Origin of the sequence: Arthrobacter sp., assembly GCF_048266065.1 — a bacterium.
Taxonomy (GTDB): Bacteria; Actinomycetota; Actinomycetes; order Actinomycetales; family Micrococcaceae; genus Arthrobacter_H.
The window spans coordinates 80502-98083 of the sequence record NZ_JBLXAH010000011.1; the positions used below are offsets into that span (position 1 = coordinate 80502).

The window sequence follows — 17582 nt, forward strand, 5'->3', positions numbered from 1 at the left end:
GGGTCAGAGCCGCAGGAACGGCACCAGGGCCTCCAGCACCGCGGGGTCCTCGATCGTGGAGGGCACTGAGTAGGCCTTGCCGTCGGCGATCTGGCGCATGGTCTTGCGCAGGATCTTGCCCGACCGGGTCTTGGGCAGGCCCTCGACGACCCTGACCTGGCGGAAGTCGGCCACCGCTCCGATCGTCTCGCGCACCGAGGCCACGAGTTCGGCACCGAGCTGCTCGGCCGTCGTCTCGACGCCTGACTTCAACACCACGAACCCGCAGGCCCGCTGGCCCTTGAGTTCGTCGGCGACGCCGATGACGGCGCATTCGGCCACTGCGGGGTGGGATCCGAGCACCTGTTCGATCGCCCCGGTGGAGAGCCGGTGCCCTGCCACGTTGATCACGTCGTCGGTGCGGCCCATGACGAACAGGTAGCCGTCCTCGTCCAGGTAGCCGGAGTCGCCGGTGGCGTAGTAGCCGGGGAACTGCTCAAGGTAGGCGCTGCGATAGCGCTCGTCATTGCCCCACAGGGTCCGCAGCGTCCCGGGCGGCAGCGGCAGCTCCAGGGCGATGTTCCCCTCCTCCCCCGCACCCACCGGTTCGCCGAGCCCGTCCAGGATCCTCACGTGGTAACCCGGCACCGGGACGGTGGGGGATCCCGCCTTGATCGGCAGGGCCTGCAGTCCCAACGGGTTGGCGGCGATCGGCCAACCGGTTTCGGTCTGCCACCAGTTGTCCACCACCGGAACCCCGAGCACCCGGCCGGCCCAGTCGAAGGTGTCCGGATCCAGGCGCTCGCCGGCGACGAACAGGGCCCGCAACGACGAGGTGTCGTACCCGGCCAGCAATCCGGCCTCGGGGTCTGCCTTGCGGATGGCGCGCAACGCCGTCGGGGCAGTGAACATGACATCGACGTCGTGCTCGGCCACCACCCGCCAGAAGGCTCCGGCGTCGGGGGTCCCCACGGGCTTGCCCTCGTAGAGCACCGTCGTCGCCCCAGCGATCAGCGGCCCGTAGACGATGTAGGAATGGCCCACGACCCAGCCGACGTCCGACGCGGTGAACATGGTGTCCCCGGGAAGGACCCCGTAGATGTTGCGCATCGACCAGGCCATGGCCACCGCGTACCCGCCGATGTCGCGGACCACTCCCTTGGGCGAACCGGTGGTCCCGGAGGTGTAGAGCACGTAGAGCGGGTCCCCGGCCGCCAGGTCGACGGCTCCTGCCGGTTCGGCCCCGGCGGCCAGCTCGTCCCAGTCATGCCAGCCCGCGGCCGACCCGCCGAATTCGGAGCGGTCGTGTTCGAAGCCGTCGCGGTGATGCACGACGACGGTGTCCACCTGGTGCGAGGCGGTCGTCACCGCCTCGGCCACCGCTGGCAGGTACTCGACCCTGCGGGCCGGTTCCACCCCACCGGTGGCGGTGACGATCGCCTTCGGCCGGCAATCGTTGATCCGGGCAGCCAGTTCCTTCGCGGCGAATCCCCCGAAGACCACCGAGTGCACCGCGCCGATCCGGGCGCAGGCCAGCATGGCGATCGCTGCCTGCGGGATCATCGGCAGGTACACGATGACCCGGTCCCCGGTCCCCACCCCGAGATCCCGCAGGACCCCGGCGAAGCGGGAGACCTCGTCCAGCAGCTCGGAGTAGGTGTAGCTGCGCTGGATGCCCAGCACCGCCGAATCGTAGAGAAGTGCCCTCTGGTCGCCACGGCCGGCGGCCACATGCCGGTCCAGGGCGTTGACCGTGATGTTCATCCGCCCGTCGGGGTACCACCCGTACAACGGTGCCCGGGAGTCGTCGATCCCGCGCGTCGGCTCGGCGCTCCATTGCACCAGGCGCGCGGCGTCGAGCCAGAACCCGGCGGGGTCCTCGGTGCTGGCTGCGTAGGCTTCTCGGTATTGCGCTGTCATGGCCACTCCCACTTCGTCGGGCAAGTACAGGGCCACTCTATGGTCCAGGTCACGATCCCTCAAGCAGTTTGTATACATAAATCTGAGTATTTCGACGTACCTGCCCGATTTTCGGGGTGGTCTGGCATCGGCCATCGGCTTCTGTATACACTGATGGCATGAAGGCAAGCGACAAGGCCTACACGGCGCTGCGACGGGACATCGTCTCGTGGGCCCTGCCCCCGGGCACCGTGCTGGGCGAAGTCGAGCAGTCCGAGCGCCTGGGCGTTTCGCGCACCCCGCTGCGCGAGGCCCTGTCCCGGCTCACCGCCGAGGGCCTCGCCGTCGCCCAGCGCGGACGCGGCGTCGTCGTCTCCGATGTGTCCCTGGACCACGTCGACGACCTGTTCTCCCTGCGCCGGGCCCTGGAGACCGAGGCGGCCCGCAGCGCCGCCCGGGCCGGGCACCCTTCGCGTTTCCTCCACCTGGCGGAGCGCTTCGACGACGCGGCGGCCACCCTCGATGCCACCGCTGACCGCAATGCCTACTACCTGCTGGCCGGCGAATTGGATGAGGCCATCGACGAGACCGCCGCCAACCCGTACCTCCGCCAGGCGCTCACGGGGTTGCGCGTCCACCTCGCCCGGCTGCGCCGGCTCTCGCACGACGATCCGCAGCGGCTGCGCGCCTCCGCCAGGGAACACGCCCAGCTGGCCCGGGCCATCGCCTCCGGGGATCCCGGCCTCGCAGCGGCGGCCACCCTGCTCCACCTGCACAACAGCCTTGACCACATCAGCAGCCACGCCCTACCGAAAGAGGCCACCGCATGATCAACCACCACGTCCGCGTCTACCGCTCCGAGGAAAACCTCCCCCGCGAGGAGCAGCTCGCCCACAAGATCGCCACCGTTGCCGCCGACCCCGTGGAGGTCTCCGCCGAGGTCACCGACATGGTGGTCAACCGCGTGATCGACAACGCCTCAGTGGCCATCGCGTCGCTGAACCGCGGGCCCATCGTCGCCGCCCGCTCCCAGGCCCTCACCCACGCCCCGAGCTCCGGCGGCTCCGGGGCCTCGGTCTTCGGCATCACCGAAAAGGTCTCCCCCGAGTGGGCGGCCTGGGCCAACGGGGTGGCCGTGCGCGAACTGGACTACCACGACACGTTCCTGGCCGCCGAGTACTCGCACCCGGGAGACAACATCCCCCCGATCCTCGCCGTCGCCCAGCACACCGGGGCCTCCGGCGCCGACCTGGTGCGCGCCATCGCCACCGGCTACGAGATCCAGGTGGACCTGGTGAAGGCCATCTGCCTGCACGCCCACAAGATCGACCACGTCGCCCACCTGGGCCCCTCAGCCGCCGCCGGCATCGGGACCCTGCTGGGCCTGGACGTCGAAACCATCTTCCAGGCCGTCGGCCAGGGACTGCACACCACCACCGCAACGCGCCAGTCGCGCAAGGGCGAGATCTCCACCTGGAAGGCGCACGCCCCGGCCTTCGCCGGCAAGATGGCCGTCGAGGCCGCCGACCGCGCCATGCGCGGACAGACCTCCCCCGTGCCGATCTACGAGGGCGAGGACGGCGTCATCGCCTGGATGCTCGATGGCCCCGAGGCCTCCTACGAGGTCCCGCTCCCGGAGCCCGGTGAGGCCAAGCGGGCCATCCTGGACACCTACACCAAGGAGCACTCGGCCGAATACCAGGCCCAGGCGTGGATCGACCTGGCCCGCAAGCTGCACGGCGAGCACCCCGAGGCCACCGACCCGGCCAACGTCCAAAGCGTGCGCATCAAGACCAGCCACCACACCCACTTCGTCATCGGCTCCGGCGCCAACGACCCGCAGAAGTACGATCCCACCGCTTCGCGCGAAACGCTGGACCACTCCATTCCCTACATCTTCACCGTGGCCCTGCAGGACGGGTCCTGGCACCACGTGGATTCCTACTCCCCCGAGCGGGCCGGCCGCGCCGACACCGTGGAGCTGTGGCACAAGGTCACCACCGAGGAGGACGCCGAATGGACCCGGCGCTACCACTCGCTGGACATCGCCGAGAAGGCCTTCGGCGGTTCCGTGGAGATCACCCTGAAGGACGGCACGGTCATCACCGACGAGATCGCCGTCGCCGACGCCCACCCGCTCGGTGCCCGCCCCTTCGCCCGCGAGCAGTACATCAACAAGTTCCGCACCCTGGCCCAGGGCCTGGTCGCCCCCGAGGAGATCGACCGCTTCATCGCCGCGGCGGAACGCCTGCCCGAGCTGGCCACCGGGGAACTGGACCAGCTGAACATCATCGCCGCACCGGGCGTCATCGACACGGCCGCCGCACCGAAGGGACTGTTCTAGATGTTGTATTCGACCACCACCCCCGAGGCCAAGCGCCGCTCCCTGCGCGAGCTGCTGGTCCCGGGCACCGCACGCCAGTTCCCCGGTGCCTTCAACCCGCTCTCGGCCCGCCTGATCGGCGAAAAGGGGTTCGACGGCGTCTACATCTCCGGTGCGGTGCTCGCCAACGACCTCGGCCTGCCCGACATCGGGCTCACGACCCTGACCGAGGTCGCCACCCGCGCCGGACAGATTGCCCGGATGACCGACCTGCCGGCCATCGTCGACGCGGACACCGGCTTCGGCGAACCGATGAACGTGGCCCGCACCATCCAGGAGCTGGAGAACGCGGGACTGGCCGGATGCCATATCGAGGACCAGTTCAACCCCAAGCGGTGCGGGCACCTCGACGGCAAGAACGTCGTGGACCTGGACACCATGCTCAAGCGCATTGCCGCGGCCGCCGATGCCCGCCGGGATCCGAACTTCCTGATCATGGCGCGCACCGACATCCGGGCGGTCGACGGGCTCGACGCCGCCATCGACCGGGCCAAGGCGCTCGTGGACGCCGGGGCCGACGCCATCTTCCCCGAGGCCATGCGCGACGTCTCCGAATTCGAGGCCGTCTGCAGTGCCGTCGACGTCCCGGTGCTGGCCAACATGACCGAGTTCGGCAAGTCCGAGCTCTTCACCCGCCAGGCCCTGGCCGATGCCGGCGTCGCGCTGGTGATCTACCCGGTGACCCTGCTGCGCAGCGCCATGGGGGCCGCCGAGCGGGTGCTGGAGGCGATCGCCGCCGACGGCACCCAGCAAAGCCAGGTCCCGCAGATGCTGACGCGGGCCCGGTTGTATGATCTGGTGGACTACGAGGCCTACAACCGCTTCGACACCGGGATCTTCAACTTCCAGGTCCCCGGCCTCGACATCGACGGCAACAACGCACACCTGGCAACGGGTTCAAAGGAGCACCAATCATGAGCGAGAACGAGACCGAGATCAAGAAGGGCCTGGCCGGCGTCGTCGTCGACTACACCGCCGTGTCCATGGTCAACTCCGACACCAATTCGCTGCTCTACCGCGGCTACCCGGTCCAGGACCTCGCCGCCTCCAGGAGCTTCGAGGAAGTGGCGCTGCTCTTGTGGACCGGCGAGCTGCCCACCGCCGGGGAGCTGGAGGAATTCGTGGCCTACGAGCGGGCCAACCGCGCGTTGGAGGACAACGTGAAGGCCGCGGTGGACCTGCTGCCGCTGGACTGCCACCCCATGGATGTCGCCCGGACCGCCGTCTCGGTGCTCGGCGCCAACCATCGGCTGGCCGAGGACTCCTCCCCGGAGGCGGAACTGGAGAAGGCCAAGTCGCTGCTGGCCCGCTTCCCGGCGATCGTCGCCTACGACCAGCGCCGCCGCCGCAAGCAGGAGCCCGTGGCACCGCGTGATGACCTGGACTACTCGCAGAACTTCCTGTGGATGACCCACGGCGAGGAAGCCGCCCCCGAGGTCGTCGATGCCTTCCGCGTGTCGATGGTGCTCTACGCCGAGCACTCCTTCAACGCCTCCACATTCACCGCCCGCGTCATCACCTCGACCCTGTCCGACCTGCACTCGGCAGTGGTCGGGGCCATCGGCGCCCTGAAGGGCCCGTTGCACGGCGGCGCGAACGAGGCGGTCATGCACACGTTCGAGGAGATCGGCATCCGCACTGACGAATCCCGCGAGGATGCCGCGGCCCGCGCCAAGACGTGGATGGAGGAGGCACTGGCCGCAAAGAAGAAGGTCATGGGCTTCGGCCACCGCGTCTACAAGAACGGCGACTCCCGCGTGCCCACCATGAAGGGTGCCCTGGATGCGATGATCAAGCACTTCGGCCGCGACGAGATCCTGGGGCTGTACGACGGGCTCGAGACGGCCATGGCCGAGGCGAAGAACATCAAGCCGAACCTGGACTACCCGGCCGGCCCGACGTACCACCTGATGGGCTTCGACACCCAGATGTTCACCCCGCTGTTCATCGCCTCGCGGATTTCCGGTTGGACGGCGCACATCATGGAGCAGCGCGCCAACAACTCGCTGATCCGCCCGCTCTCGGCCTACAACGGTCCGCAGCAGCGCGAACTCTGACCCGCTCCGGGCCCGGCCCGGTGAGGCGGCAACGGCGTCCACGGCTTCGGCCGGGGGCGCCGTTGGCGTTCAGGGGCCCGCGTTCATGGACGCTGTATCGCGCGGTAGCTGGCTACTGCCAGGTTGTCATCGGCGAGCACGACCTCGGCGTCCAGTTCCGCGCCGCGCAGCAGCGGGATGAGCCAGCGCGGGGAATCATCCCACATGCGTGCCGTGGGCAGCTGGTCCACCGGATGCCAGGCCGGGGAGAGTTCGGCGGTCCTGCGGGGCGTGCCGCTGAAATCCGCGACCCGGAACACCGTGCAGTGCATGTCAGAGGCCGGGCTCGCGGGGAACGTGAAGCGGATGGTCGCGATGTCCTGCAGGGCCTCCGGGGCGGCGGCCAGGCCGGTTTCCTCGGCCAGTTCCCGGGCCGCGGCCTCGGCCGCCGACTCCCCCGGTTCCAGTTTTCCGCCGGGCAGCACGAACTTTCCCTGGCCGAACCCCCGCAGCTTGCATCCCAGCAGCACCTCCCGGCGCGGGGCCGGCCCGCGTTGGAGCAGGCACAGCACGACGGCGGTGGCCCGGGTCCCGGTATCGGCTGGCTCAGCCACGGGCCCGGGGATGCGCGGAGGCGTAGACCTCGCGCAGGGTCTGCGCATTGAGCATGGTGTACACCTGCGTGGTGGTCACCGAGGCATGGCCCAGCAGCTCCTGGACGACGCGGACGTCGGCACCGCCCTCGAGCAGGTGGGTGGCGAAGGAGTGGCGCAGCGTATGCGGGGAGACGTCCTTGTCAATGCCCGAACGGGCAGCGGCTGCCTTGAGCACCGACCAGGCGGACTGCCGGCTCAACCGCCCGCCGCGCAGGTTCAGGAACAGTGCCGGGGTCCCCTGGCCCTTGGCTGCCATGCCCGGACGGCCCCGGACCAGATAGGCCTGAAGCGCGGTGGCCGCATAGGATCCCAGCGGCACGATGCGTTCCTTGGAGCCCTTGCCGAACAAGCGGACGACGGCCGGTCCGTCGGCCGGTCGTTCCAGATGCAGGTCATCGACATCGAGCCCGACGGCTTCGCTGATGCGCGCCCCGGTGGAATAGAGGAATTCGAGCAGGGCCCGATCGCGGATTCCGGCGTTGGTATCGGTGGGCACTGATTCCAGCAGTGCGGTGACCTCGTCGATGCTGATGGCCTTGGGCAGGCGTTGCCCGGCAGCCGGCGGGTGCAGGTCGGCTGCCGGATTGTCGGTGGTGACCCCCTCGAGGGCCCAGAACCGGTGCAGGCCGCGCACTGCAACGATGCAGCGGGCGGCGGAGCGGGCGCTGAGGGCTGCGCCCCCGTCGGAGCCGTCGCGCAGGGACTGCGCGAAGGCGGTGAGGTGGTGGCGGGTGATGCCGGTGGCCGTGGTGACGTCGCGGGCCGCCAGGAACTGCGCGTAGCGTTGCAGGTCCCGCCGATAGGCGGCGACCGTGTTGGGGGCCATGCCCCGTTCGACGGCGACATGCTGGAGGTAGCCGGCCAGCTGCCGCGCCAGCTCCCGGGGGACCTCCCGGTCCCGGGTGGAGGGGGGATCCGGTGTCACTGCAGTGGACATGCGCTCACCGCTGCCTATCCCCCGGACGCCCGGAAACGGGGGTGCGCATTCCAGGGGGTGTCGGCGGGACGCAGATCGCTGAACCCGTTGGCCCGGGCCGCCGCGGCGGCCAGCACCCCGGCGACGGCGGACACGTTGTGGATGCGTCCGGCCAGGACGGCCTGTACGGCTTCCTGCAGCGGAACCCAGGCCCACTGCATCTCCGCTTCCTCTTCGGTGCGTTCGAAGCGCTCGTGCTCGGGGACGGCCTGCGGATCGCGGGCCAGGTAGATGCGCAACGCCTCGCTGGAGGAGCCGGGGGTGTTGAAGATCTCCGCCAGCACCGCCCAGCGCCCCGCCCGCAGATCGGCCTCTTCGGCCAGTTCACGGGCTGCGGCGTCGAGTGGGTCCTCGCCGGCGATATCGAGCAGGCCTGCGGGGATCTCCCATAGCGCCATGCCCACCGGGTGGCGGTACTGGCGCACCAGCAGGACCCGGTCCTCCTCGTCCATCACCAGGATCGCGACGGCTCCGGGGTGGTCGATGTAGTCGCGCACGAGCGGCTCGGCGCCGTCGGACAACTCGAAGGTGTCCTGGACGACGTCCCAGATCCTCCCGGTGTACACCGACTCGGAGTGGATCACACGGCGCGCACTGGGCTCATCGCCCAGCGCGGCGCCGTGGTGACCGTGGTGTCCCATGGACTACCGTCCGGCCTTCTGGTGTTCCAGCCCCGCCTTGATCAGTCCCGCGAAGAGCGGGTGCGGGCGGGTCGGGCGCGAGCTGAGCTCCGGGTGCGCCTGGGTGGAGACGTAGTACGGGTGCTTCGCTGCGGGGAGCTCGACGAACTCGACGAGCTTGCCATCCGGAGAGGTACCGGAGAAGACCAGTCCGGCCTCTTGGAGCTGGGCACGGTAGGCGTTGTTGACCTCGTAGCGGTGGCGGTGGCGTTCGGCGACCTGGGTGGTGCCATAGGTCTGCGCCACGACGCTCCCCTCGGTGAGGGTTGCATCGTAGAGGCCCAGGCGCATGGTGCCGCCCAAGTCCCCCTTGCCGGCGACGATGTCCTCCTGCTCGGCCATCGTGGCGATGACCGGGTTCTGGGAGTCCGGCTCGAACTCGGTGGACGAGGCATCGTCCAGGCCTGCCACGTTGCGGGCGTACTCGATGACCATCGACTGCAGGCCCAGGCACAGGCCCAGCGTTGGCAGGCCGGTTTCCCGGGCGAATTTCAGGGCGCCGAGCTTGCCGTCCAGGCCGCGGATCCCGAAGCCGCCCGGAACGCAGATCGCGTCCACGCCCTGCAGGGCCTTCTTCGCCCCGGCCTCGGTGGCGCAATCGTCGGAGGGGACCCACCGGATCGAGACCCGGGTCTCGTTCGCGAATCCACCGGCCCGCAGGGCCTCGGTGACCGAGAGGTAGGCGTCGGGCAGGTCGATGTACTTGCCGACCAGCGCGACCTCGAGCTCATGGTCGGGGTGGTGAACCGCATGCAGCAGACGGGTCCACTGGGTCCAGTCCACGTCCTTGAACTTCAGGCCCAGCGACTGCACGATGTGTGCGTCCAGGCCCTGGTCGTGGATGATGACCGGGATGTCGTAGATGCTCGGGGCATCGGCGCAGTTGATGACCGCCTCGGGGTCGACGTCGCAGGTCCGGCCGAGCTTTTCGCGCATCTCATCGGGGATCTCCCGGTCCGAGCGGATCACCAGGGCGTCCGGCTGGATGCCGATGGAGCGCAGTGCCGCCACGGAGTGCTGGGTCGGCTTGGTCTTCAGCTCGTGCGAGGGCCCGATGTAGGGGACCAGGGAGACGTGGACGAAGAACACGTTGCCGCGTCCGACGTCCTGGCGGACCTGGCGTGCCGATTCCAGGAACGGCTGCGATTCGATGTCGCCGACGGTTCCGCCGATTTCGGTGATGATGACATCGGGGGCGTTCTCCGATTCGGAGGGCAGGCGCATCCGGCGCTTGATCTCGTCGGTGATATGCGGGATGACCTGGACGGTGTCGCCCAGGTAGTCGCCGCGGCGTTCCTTCTCGATGACCCGGGAGTAGACCTGGCCGGTCGTCACGTTGGCCGAGCCGTCCAGGTTCTCATCCAGGAAGCGCTCGTAGTGGCCGATGTCGAGGTCGGTTTCCGAGCCGTCGTCGGTCACGAAGACCTCGCCGTGCTGGAAGGGGTTCATCGTGCCGGGATCCACATTCAGATAGGGATCCAGTTTTTGCATCGTCACCGTGAGACCACGGGCCCGCAGAAGGTGACCGAGGCTGGAGGCCGTCAGTCCCTTCCCCAGGGACGAGGCCACACCGCCGGTGACAAAGATCTGCTTGGTAGTTTCGGACCGGGACTTGGAATTTGTTCGCTGCACCACGGAATTCGAGCCTATCATCTATTTGCCGGACGGGTTGTGGCCACTCTACTGCCCGAACCGTGCCGGTGCCGTCGTCTCCGACGGCGCGGTCACGGCCCGGCACCACCTAGGTTGCCAGCCCCGACAGGGCCTGGCGAGCTCCTTCGAGCAGTTCCTCGGCATGGGCCTGGGCCGTGTCGGAATGTTCCTGGCCGGCCAGCATGCGAGCCAACTCACGGACACGGTCGGCGTCGTCGAGGGTCACGACGTCGCTGGCTGTGAAACCGGCTCCTTCGCGTGCCTGGGCGTCGGAGTTCTTGATGACCCGGATGTGGCGTTGGGCGTAGGCGGCGACCTGCGGCAGGTGGGTCACCACGATCACCTGGACATGCCGGGCGAGCATGGCCAGCCGCTTGCCGATCTCCACCGCCGCCTTGCCGCCGACCCCTGAATCGACCTCGTCGAACACGAAGGTCGGCACGGGATCCGTTTCGGCCAGCACGACTTCGATGGCCAGCATCACCCGGGACAGCTCGCCGCCGGAGGCGCCCTTGCCCAGCGGCCGCGGTGCACTGCCGGCATGGGGTTGGAGCAGCATCGCGATGCTGTCCGCGCCGTGGCGGGCCGGCTCCTCGAGCGTGCCGACCTCCACCACGAAGCGCGCATCCGGCATGGCCAACGCCGCCAGTTCCGCGCTGACGCGTTCCGAGAGCCGTTCCGCCGCCGCCACGCGCAGGGCGCTCAACGTCCTGGCCTGTTCGCCGAGCCGGTCCCGCAGGCCGCCCAGCTGGGCCGTGAGGGCCTCGATGCGCCCTGAGTCGTCCTGGAGGTCCATATGGCGTTGCCGGGCCGTCTGCGTCCAGCTGATGACCTCGTCGATGGTCGGGGCGTATTTGCGGATGAGCTGGTTCAACGCCGCCCGGCGTTCCTCGACCTCGGCCAACCGGCCGGGGCCGTCGCCGTCCAGCCGCGCCAGGTAGCTGCCCAATTCCATGCTCACATCGGCCACGAGGATGCCGATCTCGTTGACCCGGGCGCCCAGGGCCTGCAGTTCGGGGTCGTCATCGGCGACCATCTCGAGTGCGCGCTTGGCCACGTCAACCAGGCCGACGGCGTTGGGCTCCTCGCTGAACTCGTCTCCGGTCAGGGCACCGTGGGCGGTCACCGCCGCGGAACGCAGTCCCTCGACGTTGGCCAGTTTCTGTGCCTCGATCTTCAGTTCGTCGTCTTCGCCGGGCCGGGGGTCGACGGCGTCGATCTCCTCCAGTGCGACCTGCAGCGACTCTGCTTCCCTGACGCGTTCACGCGCCGCCGAGGTGATCTCCTCCAGTTCGGTGGCCACGGCCTGCCAGGTGTCGAAGGTCTCCTGGTAGGCACGGAGCGCGTCGGCCAGTTCGCGGCCGCCGAACTTGTCCAGTGATTCGCGTTGGGCGATGGCGCTGCGCAGGCGCAGCTGGTCGCTCTGGCCATGCACGGCGACCAGGTGGTTTCCGAGCTCGGAGAGCAGTCCCACGGGCGCCGAGGTCCCGCCGACGGCGGCCCGGCTGCGCCCCTCGGCGCTGAGGATGCGGGCCAGGATCAACTCGGCACCGCCGTCGTGCTCCTCGATGATCGCCCCGCTGTCCTCGGCGCGGGCCAGCGCTGGACTGCCGGAGGGAAGGTTCAGCGTCGCCTCGGCGACAGCCTGCTTGGCGCCGTGGCGGACCGCGCCGGCATCGGCCCGGTTGCCCAGCAGCAGGCCCAAGGCCGTGACGACCATGGTCTTGCCGGCACCGGTTTCGCCGGTCACCACCGTGAAGCCCGGGTCCAGCTCCAGGGTGGCCCGCGTGATGACGCCGAGGTCCGATATCCGGATCTCCTCGATCATGGGTGCTGCTCCGTTTCGGGACGCGGCTGGTAGTGGCGGGGTTCGACGACCTGCAGCGGTGGACTGACGATCGGCAGCGCCGACGTCTCGGTCCCCCGGTGGACCTCCGAGACGGGGCCGCGCCAGCCGCTGGTGGGCAGTTCGAACTTGCGCACCAGCCGCTCGCTGAACGGGGTGCGGTTCACCCGGGCCAGGCGGACGGGTTTGGAGGAGCGGGTGACCTCGACGCGGGCACCGGGGGGCAGGTCAAGCGTGCGGCGTCCGTCGCACCACAGCACTCCCTGGGCGTCGGTGCGCGAGAGCAGTTCAATGGCCATGGTGGAGGTCGGGGCCACGACCAGGGGCTTGGCGAAGAGGGCGTGGGCGGAGATGGGCACCATGATCAGGGCCTCGACCCCGGGCCATACGACGGGCCCTCCCGCCGAAAAGGCGTAGGCCGTGGAGCCGGTGGGGGTGGCCATGACCATTCCGTCGCAGCCGAAGGTGCTGATGGGGCGCCCGTCGACCTCCATGACGACCTCGATCATGCGTTCGCGGTTGGCCTTCTCCACGGCTGCCTCGTTCAGCGCCCAGGTGTGTGCGATGCGGCGGTTGCCCAGCCAGACCTGGACGTCGATGGCCATGCGCTCCTCGACGACGTAGTGCCGGTTCACGACCCAGTCGACGGTTTGGCGCAGGTCGGCCCGTTCGCTTTCGGCCAGGAACCCGACGTGGCCCAGGTTCACGCCCAGCAGGGGAACCGCCGAGTCGCGCACCATTTCGGCGGCACGCAGCACCGTGCCGTCCCCGCCCAGGACCATGCCCAGGTCGATGTCGCTCAAGGAGACGTCCTCGTCCAGGATCTGCACTTCGATGCTGCGGCCGTCGGGGGCGTTGCGCAGGTTGCGCACCTCTTCGCGGCGCATGACGGGGACCAGCCCGGAATCGCGCAGCCGAAGGCAGGTGTCCAGCGCTGCGCGGAGGGCGTCTTCCCGTCCGGTGTGCGCCAGAACCAGTATTCGTCTCATGCGTTCCTTCCCTAGTGGACCTACTTCACCGTAGACGAAGGTATGTTCGATCGCCGTGCCTGACACGGACCCAACGGGCGAACCGGATCATCTTCAAGAATAGTCAACATCGGCCCATTCGGAGGCGGAGAGGTCAGCTTGTGGGTAGCCGGGGGCTCCCCCGGCCCGCAGGCGCAGGAAGAATTCGACGTTTCCGTCCTGCCCGGGCAGCGGGCTGCGGGCCAGCCCCGCCAGCTCCAGGCCGGCTTCGGCGGCCGCCCGCACCACACCGGCCACGGCGGAGCGGCGCAGCTGAGCGCTGCCGACGACGCCGGTGCGTGCGAGGTTGTCCCGGCCCACCTCGAACTGGGGCTTGACCATCAGGACCAGGTCCCCGGAGGCCCGGGTGACGCCGGCCAGGGCGCCGACCACCAGGCGCAGGGAGATGAAGGACAGATCGGCCACCACCAGATCGACCGGGCCGCCGATCATCTCGGCGTCCAGGTGGCGAACGTTCATCCCCTCGTGCACCACGACGCGGGGATCGGTGCGGATCGACTCCACCAGTTGGCCGTGTCCGACATCGACGGCGACCACCTCTGCGGCACCCCGACGCAGCAGCACGTCGGTGAATCCGCCGGTGGAGGCACCGGCGTCCAGACAGCGCCTCCCGGACACGTCGATGTCAGTGAACACGTCCAACGCACCGGCCAGCTTGTGCCCGGCCCGGCTGACGAATTCCACCCCGGTGCCCGCCGCTACCACCAGCTGCTGGGCGGGGCCCACCTGTTTTGAGGCCCGGGCGGTCGCGCTGCCGTCGACGCTGACCCGCCCGTCGGCGATGAGCTTGGCGGCATGGGTCCGCGAGCGGGCCAGCCCGCGTGCGACGAGTTCCTGGTCCAGCCTGCTCATGCGTCCGTGGGTTCCTCGTCGAGGACCTGGCGCAATCCAGCGTGGAGCGCCGCGTACACGTCCTGGTGTTCGGAGACGGGCAGCTGGTCAAGCGCATCGAGCGCCTCAAGCTGTGCGTCCACTGCCGCATCACCGGTGGATTCGGTTCCGGGCTGGTGGTCTTGGGGCTGCTGCTGGTGGTCCACGATGTTCCTCCTCGCTGTGATGCCGCGGCGATCATGCCGCGTGGTGGGCTACGAGCTGAAGTTGATCTCCGGCGTCGTGCGCTCCGCGGTGCGGGGATTGGCGTACCACCAGGCGCAGCAGGCGGCCCGCCAGGCATCAAGGTCACCGCGTTCGCCGGTCACAGAGATGATCCCCTCGACGACCGCGGCACGTGCACTTCCGCAGACGATCTGCTTGCCGGTGGCGCGCACCACGGGATAGTCGGAGAAGAGTTCTGCCAGCGTCGCCAGGAGGTACCGCGGGCGCTGGTCGGCTGGCGCCCCCAGGACCGACGCGGCGTCGTCGACTCCGGTGAGGACGACGGCGGTGGCGAAGCCGGCACGGTTGCCTCCGAGGATGTCGGTATCCAGGCGATCCCCGATGACCAGTGGCCGGGAGGCCTCGAGTTGTTCGGCGGCGATCTGGAAGAGCCGCGGCTCGGGTTTGCCCGCCACCACCGGCGTGGTTCCCGTAGCCGTGGAGACGGCCTGCACCAGTGACCCGTTTCCCGGGGCGATGCCGCGGGCCCGCGGAATGGTCATGTCGGTGTTCGTCGCCACCCAGATCGCCCCGCCGTTCACGGCATGGGCCGCCTCGGCCAGGTCCCGCCAGTTGACCTCCGGATCGAATCCCTGGATGACGGCAGCCGGCGACTCGTCGGCCGACTCTGCGAGGGCCAGGCCGCGGGCGACGACGCAGTCCCGGAGGTAGGCACTACCCACCACGAGGACCTTGCTCTTCGCGGGTATCCGCTCCGCCAGCAGGTCGGCGCCGGCATCGGCCGAACCGAACACGTTGCCGGCGCTGGCCGGTGCCCCGAGCTGGCGGATATGCCGGGCGACGACGTCCGGGGAGCGGGAGGCATTGTTGGTGATGTATGCCAGCTCAACGCCGACGCCGGCCAGACGCCCCAGGGCCTCGGGGGCCCCGGAAATGGCGTCCGGGCCGGCGTAGACGACGCCGTCCAAGTCGGAGAGGACGGCGTCGAAGGCGGAAATCAGCATGGTGGAGCCCGCTCCTACTTTTCCGGGTCGAACGGGTCCGAAACGGCATCCGCATCGCCGTCGGTCGCCGATTCGCTGTCGTCATTGGATCCACCGGGTACGTCCTCGGTGGTGACAACGGCTTCTGCCGGCTCCTCGGCCGCTTCGGCGTCGTGATCGGGCTCCGACTCCGACTCATCAGTTTCGGAATCAGCCCCGGCCTGCCCCTCGGCGGGCTCCGTGCCGGCGTCGTTGACCAGGTCCCGGGCGCGCGGCCGGCCGCTGGGGGCATCCTCGTCTTCGTCGTCGTCCTCGCCCAGATCCATGATGTCCGGATCGGAGAATTCGCCGACGCCCAGGGCCCGCTCGGCCAGGGAAATCTGACGACGCCAGAGCTCTGCCTCGCCGTTCTTCCCCAACGCCTCAAGCGCGATGGCGTAGGCCTCGAACAGCCGCGGGCTGAACGAGAAGGCCCGGTTGATGTCCAGCTGCGGGATCTGCAGCTCGGCCAGGGCAGCCTCGCGGTTGCCCAGATCCGATTGTGCGCCAGAGGCGACAATAGCCATCTCGACGCGGCCCGGGGTGTCGAGGGTTTCCGCTTCGTCGCTGTGCGCCGTCTCGAGCGCCTTCTCCGGCTTGCCCAGACCGCGTTCGCAGTCGGCCATGACCGGCAGGTGGATGTTCGACCCGCTGATGCGACGGAAGGTACGGAATTCCCGCAGCGCTTCGGCATAGTTGCCGGCTGTATATGCGGTCAGTCCTACCGCCTCACGCACCACGGCGACACGTCCGCCGCGGCGGCTGGCAGCCATGGCGTGCTCGTAGGCGACATCGGGATCGATATCGATCAGTCGACCGGCCATGACCAGGTGCTTGGCCACCCAATCGAAGTTCTTCTCGTCCAGGTAGCGCAGCTCGGCGCGGGTGATGCGATCGAGTTCCTTGCCCGTGACGTCCGGGTCGATCTCGGGTGAGCGCGGCCGGTCAGCGCGATTCGAAACGCGCAAGTCGGCAGGGTTGTGCGCGGGGCGCTCCCCCTCATCCAGCCCGGGGAAATTGCGGCGGGTATCGTCCCCGCGGTTCAGCTCCCGAGGCGGCCGGCTGGAGGCGCTGCCACGGAACGAACCATCATTGCGCTGGGGCTTCCCACGGAAGCCGCCCTCACGACGGTCACCGCCGCCCTGGTAGCCACCTTCACGACGGTCGTTACCACCACGGTAACCGCCCTCGGAACGCTCAGGCTTCCCACGGAAGCCACCTTCACGACGATCATTGCCGCCACGGAAACCACCCTCGGAACGCTCGGGCTTCCCACGGAAGCCACCTTCACGACGATCATTGCCACCGCGGAAACCACCTTCACGGCGATCATTGCCGCCACGGAAACCACCCTCGGAACGCTCGGGCTTCCCACGGAAGCCACCCTCGCGGCGATCATTACCGCCGCGGAAACCGCCCTCGCGGCGATCATTACCGCCGCGGAAACCCCCCTCGCGGCGATCGTTACCACCCTGGTAACCACCTTCACGGCGATCACTGCCACCACGGAAACCGCCTTCGGAACGCTCGGGCTTCCCACGGAAGCCACCCTCGCGGCGATCATTACCGCCGCGGAAACCGCCCTCGCGGCGATCGTTACCACCCTGGTAACCACCTTCACGGCGATCACTGCCACCACGGAAACCGCCCTCGCGGCGATCGTTGCCACCGCGGAAACCGCCCTCGGAACGCTCGGGCTTCCCACGGAAGCCGCCTTCACGACGATCATTGCCGCCGCGGAAACCACCCTCGCGGCGATCGTTGCCACCGCGGTAACCACCCTCGGAACGCTCGGGCTTCCCACGGAAGCCGCCTTCACGACGATCATTGCCGCCGCGGAAACCGCCTTCGGAACGCTCGGGCTTCCCACGGTAGCCACCCTCGCGGCGGTCATTGCCGCCCTGGTAACCACCTTCACGACGATCACTTCCACCACGGAAGCCACCGTCGTTACGGTTTCGGTCAGTCGATCCGGTGCGCTTGGACTTATCGTCCCGCGGCCCCCGGAAATTGTTGCGTTCGTCAGCCACGGTGGCCGTTCCTCTCTGAGATCCGGCCGGGCCGCATCTGGGTTACATCTCTTGCGCCCCGGAAAAGTCCGAGGGCTTCTTAAGCTCATTCAATCTTAGACGAGTCAACACATTCATCGTTGCCGCGTCGACTATGCGCCAACGCTAATGCAATGCGCGTTAACGAGTTGAGGCCCTCAACCAAGGGCTGAGGGCCTCAACTTCAAAGATGGTCCGGCGGCGTCCTACTCTCCCACACCCTCCCGAGTGCAGTACCATCGGCGCAGTGGGTCTTAGCTTCCGGGTTCGGTATGGGACCGGGCGTTTCCCCCACGCTATGACCGCCGTAACTCTTCCAC

The 17582-nt window shown here is 68.8% G+C and carries 16 protein-coding genes and 1 rRNA gene; 5 read left to right on the plus strand and 12 right to left on the minus strand.

What is annotated here, in order from left to right; all coding sequences use genetic code 11:
• Positions 1-3: 3 nt before the first annotated feature.
• On the minus strand, positions 4-1899 hold the full coding sequence (locus tag ACN0TP_RS16180) for an AMP-binding protein (RefSeq protein WP_417220624.1): 1896 nt from the start codon (positions 1897-1899) through the stop codon (positions 4-6).
• A 158-nt stretch (positions 1900-2057) separates the two neighbouring features.
• Here ACN0TP_RS16180 and ACN0TP_RS16185 point away from each other — a divergent pair, with 158 nt between their 5' ends.
• Genes ACN0TP_RS16185 through ACN0TP_RS16200 form a run of 4 tightly spaced genes read left to right on the plus strand, consistent with a single transcriptional unit; the run spans position 2058 to position 6318 of the window.
• Positions 2058-2708 carry a GntR family transcriptional regulator gene (locus ACN0TP_RS16185; protein WP_417220626.1) on the plus strand — a complete coding sequence of 217 codons (651 nt, stop codon included), beginning with the start codon at positions 2058-2060 and terminating at the stop codon, positions 2706-2708.
• Positions 2705-4222, plus strand: coding sequence for an MmgE/PrpD family protein (locus ACN0TP_RS16190; protein WP_417220628.1), 1518 nt, complete (start codon positions 2705-2707; stop codon positions 4220-4222). The genes ACN0TP_RS16185 and ACN0TP_RS16190 overlap by 4 nt, the downstream gene beginning before the upstream one ends.
• Positions 4223-5179 carry a methylisocitrate lyase gene (gene prpB, locus ACN0TP_RS16195; RefSeq protein WP_417220629.1) on the plus strand — a complete coding sequence of 319 codons (957 nt, stop codon included), beginning with the start codon at positions 4223-4225 and terminating at the stop codon, positions 5177-5179.
• Positions 5176-6318, plus strand: coding sequence for a bifunctional 2-methylcitrate synthase/citrate synthase (locus ACN0TP_RS16200; protein ID WP_417220631.1), 1143 nt, complete (start codon positions 5176-5178; stop codon positions 6316-6318). Before prpB ends, ACN0TP_RS16200 begins: the two co-directional genes overlap by 4 nt.
• A gap of 83 nt (positions 6319-6401) precedes the next feature.
• On the opposite strand, the gene ACN0TP_RS16205 is transcribed toward ACN0TP_RS16200, so the two are convergent.
• The 10 genes from ACN0TP_RS16205 to ACN0TP_RS16250 all read right to left on the minus strand — a co-directional run bounded on the left by ACN0TP_RS16205 (position 6402) and on the right by ACN0TP_RS16250 (position 16182).
• Entirely contained in the window at positions 6402-6911 is a 510-nt protein-coding gene (locus ACN0TP_RS16205) for an NUDIX domain-containing protein (protein ID WP_417220632.1), read from the minus strand.
• Positions 6904-7890, minus strand: a complete 987-nt coding sequence (xerD, locus tag ACN0TP_RS16210) for a site-specific tyrosine recombinase XerD (protein WP_417220633.1) — start codon at positions 7888-7890, stop codon at positions 6904-6906. Before xerD ends, ACN0TP_RS16205 begins: the two co-directional genes overlap by 8 nt.
• A gap of 14 nt (positions 7891-7904) precedes the next feature.
• The gene (locus ACN0TP_RS16215) at positions 7905-8570 is read right to left on the minus strand and encodes an NUDIX domain-containing protein (protein WP_417220635.1); all 666 of its coding nucleotides are present in this window, start codon (positions 8568-8570) and stop codon (positions 7905-7907) included.
• 3 nt (positions 8571-8573) lie between these two features.
• Positions 8574-10262 (minus strand): CTP synthase, encoded by a 1689-nt coding sequence (locus tag ACN0TP_RS16220; RefSeq protein WP_417220638.1) that lies wholly within the window; start codon positions 10260-10262, stop codon positions 8574-8576.
• Positions 10263-10350: 88 nt separating this feature from the next.
• Entirely contained in the window at positions 10351-12090 is a 1740-nt protein-coding gene (gene recN, locus ACN0TP_RS16225) for a DNA repair protein RecN (protein ID WP_417220639.1), read from the minus strand.
• Entirely contained in the window at positions 12087-13097 is a 1011-nt protein-coding gene (locus ACN0TP_RS16230; RefSeq protein ID WP_417220641.1) for an NAD kinase, read from the minus strand. Before ACN0TP_RS16230 ends, recN begins: the two co-directional genes overlap by 4 nt.
• 93 nt (positions 13098-13190) lie before the next feature.
• Complete coding sequence (locus ACN0TP_RS16235; RefSeq protein WP_417220642.1) at positions 13191-13988, minus strand: TlyA family RNA methyltransferase; 798 nt, start codon at positions 13986-13988, stop codon at positions 13191-13193.
• A complete protein-coding gene (locus ACN0TP_RS16240; RefSeq protein WP_417220644.1) occupies positions 13985-14173 on the minus strand; it encodes a hypothetical protein in 189 nt (62 codons plus the stop codon). The genes ACN0TP_RS16235 and ACN0TP_RS16240 overlap by 4 nt, the downstream gene beginning before the upstream one ends.
• Positions 14174-14221: 48 nt before the next feature.
• Positions 14222-15196: an HAD-IIA family hydrolase gene (locus tag ACN0TP_RS16245; RefSeq protein WP_417220646.1), complete on the minus strand. Its 975-nt coding sequence runs from the start codon at positions 15194-15196 to the stop codon at positions 14222-14224.
• A gap of 14 nt (positions 15197-15210) precedes the next feature.
• Positions 15211-16182, minus strand: a complete 972-nt coding sequence (locus ACN0TP_RS16250; protein ID WP_417220647.1) for a hypothetical protein — start codon at positions 16180-16182, stop codon at positions 15211-15213.
• Between the two features lie 12 nt (positions 16183-16194).
• On the opposite strand from ACN0TP_RS16250, the gene ACN0TP_RS16255 reads away from it, so the two are divergent.
• Complete coding sequence (locus tag ACN0TP_RS16255) at positions 16195-17343, plus strand: hypothetical protein (RefSeq protein WP_417220649.1); 1149 nt, start codon at positions 16195-16197, stop codon at positions 17341-17343.
• A gap of 112 nt (positions 17344-17455) precedes the next feature.
• On the opposite strand, the gene rrf is transcribed toward ACN0TP_RS16255, so the two are convergent.
• Positions 17456-17572, minus strand: a 5S ribosomal RNA gene (gene rrf / locus ACN0TP_RS16260).
• Between the last annotated feature and the right edge of the window lie 10 nt (positions 17573-17582).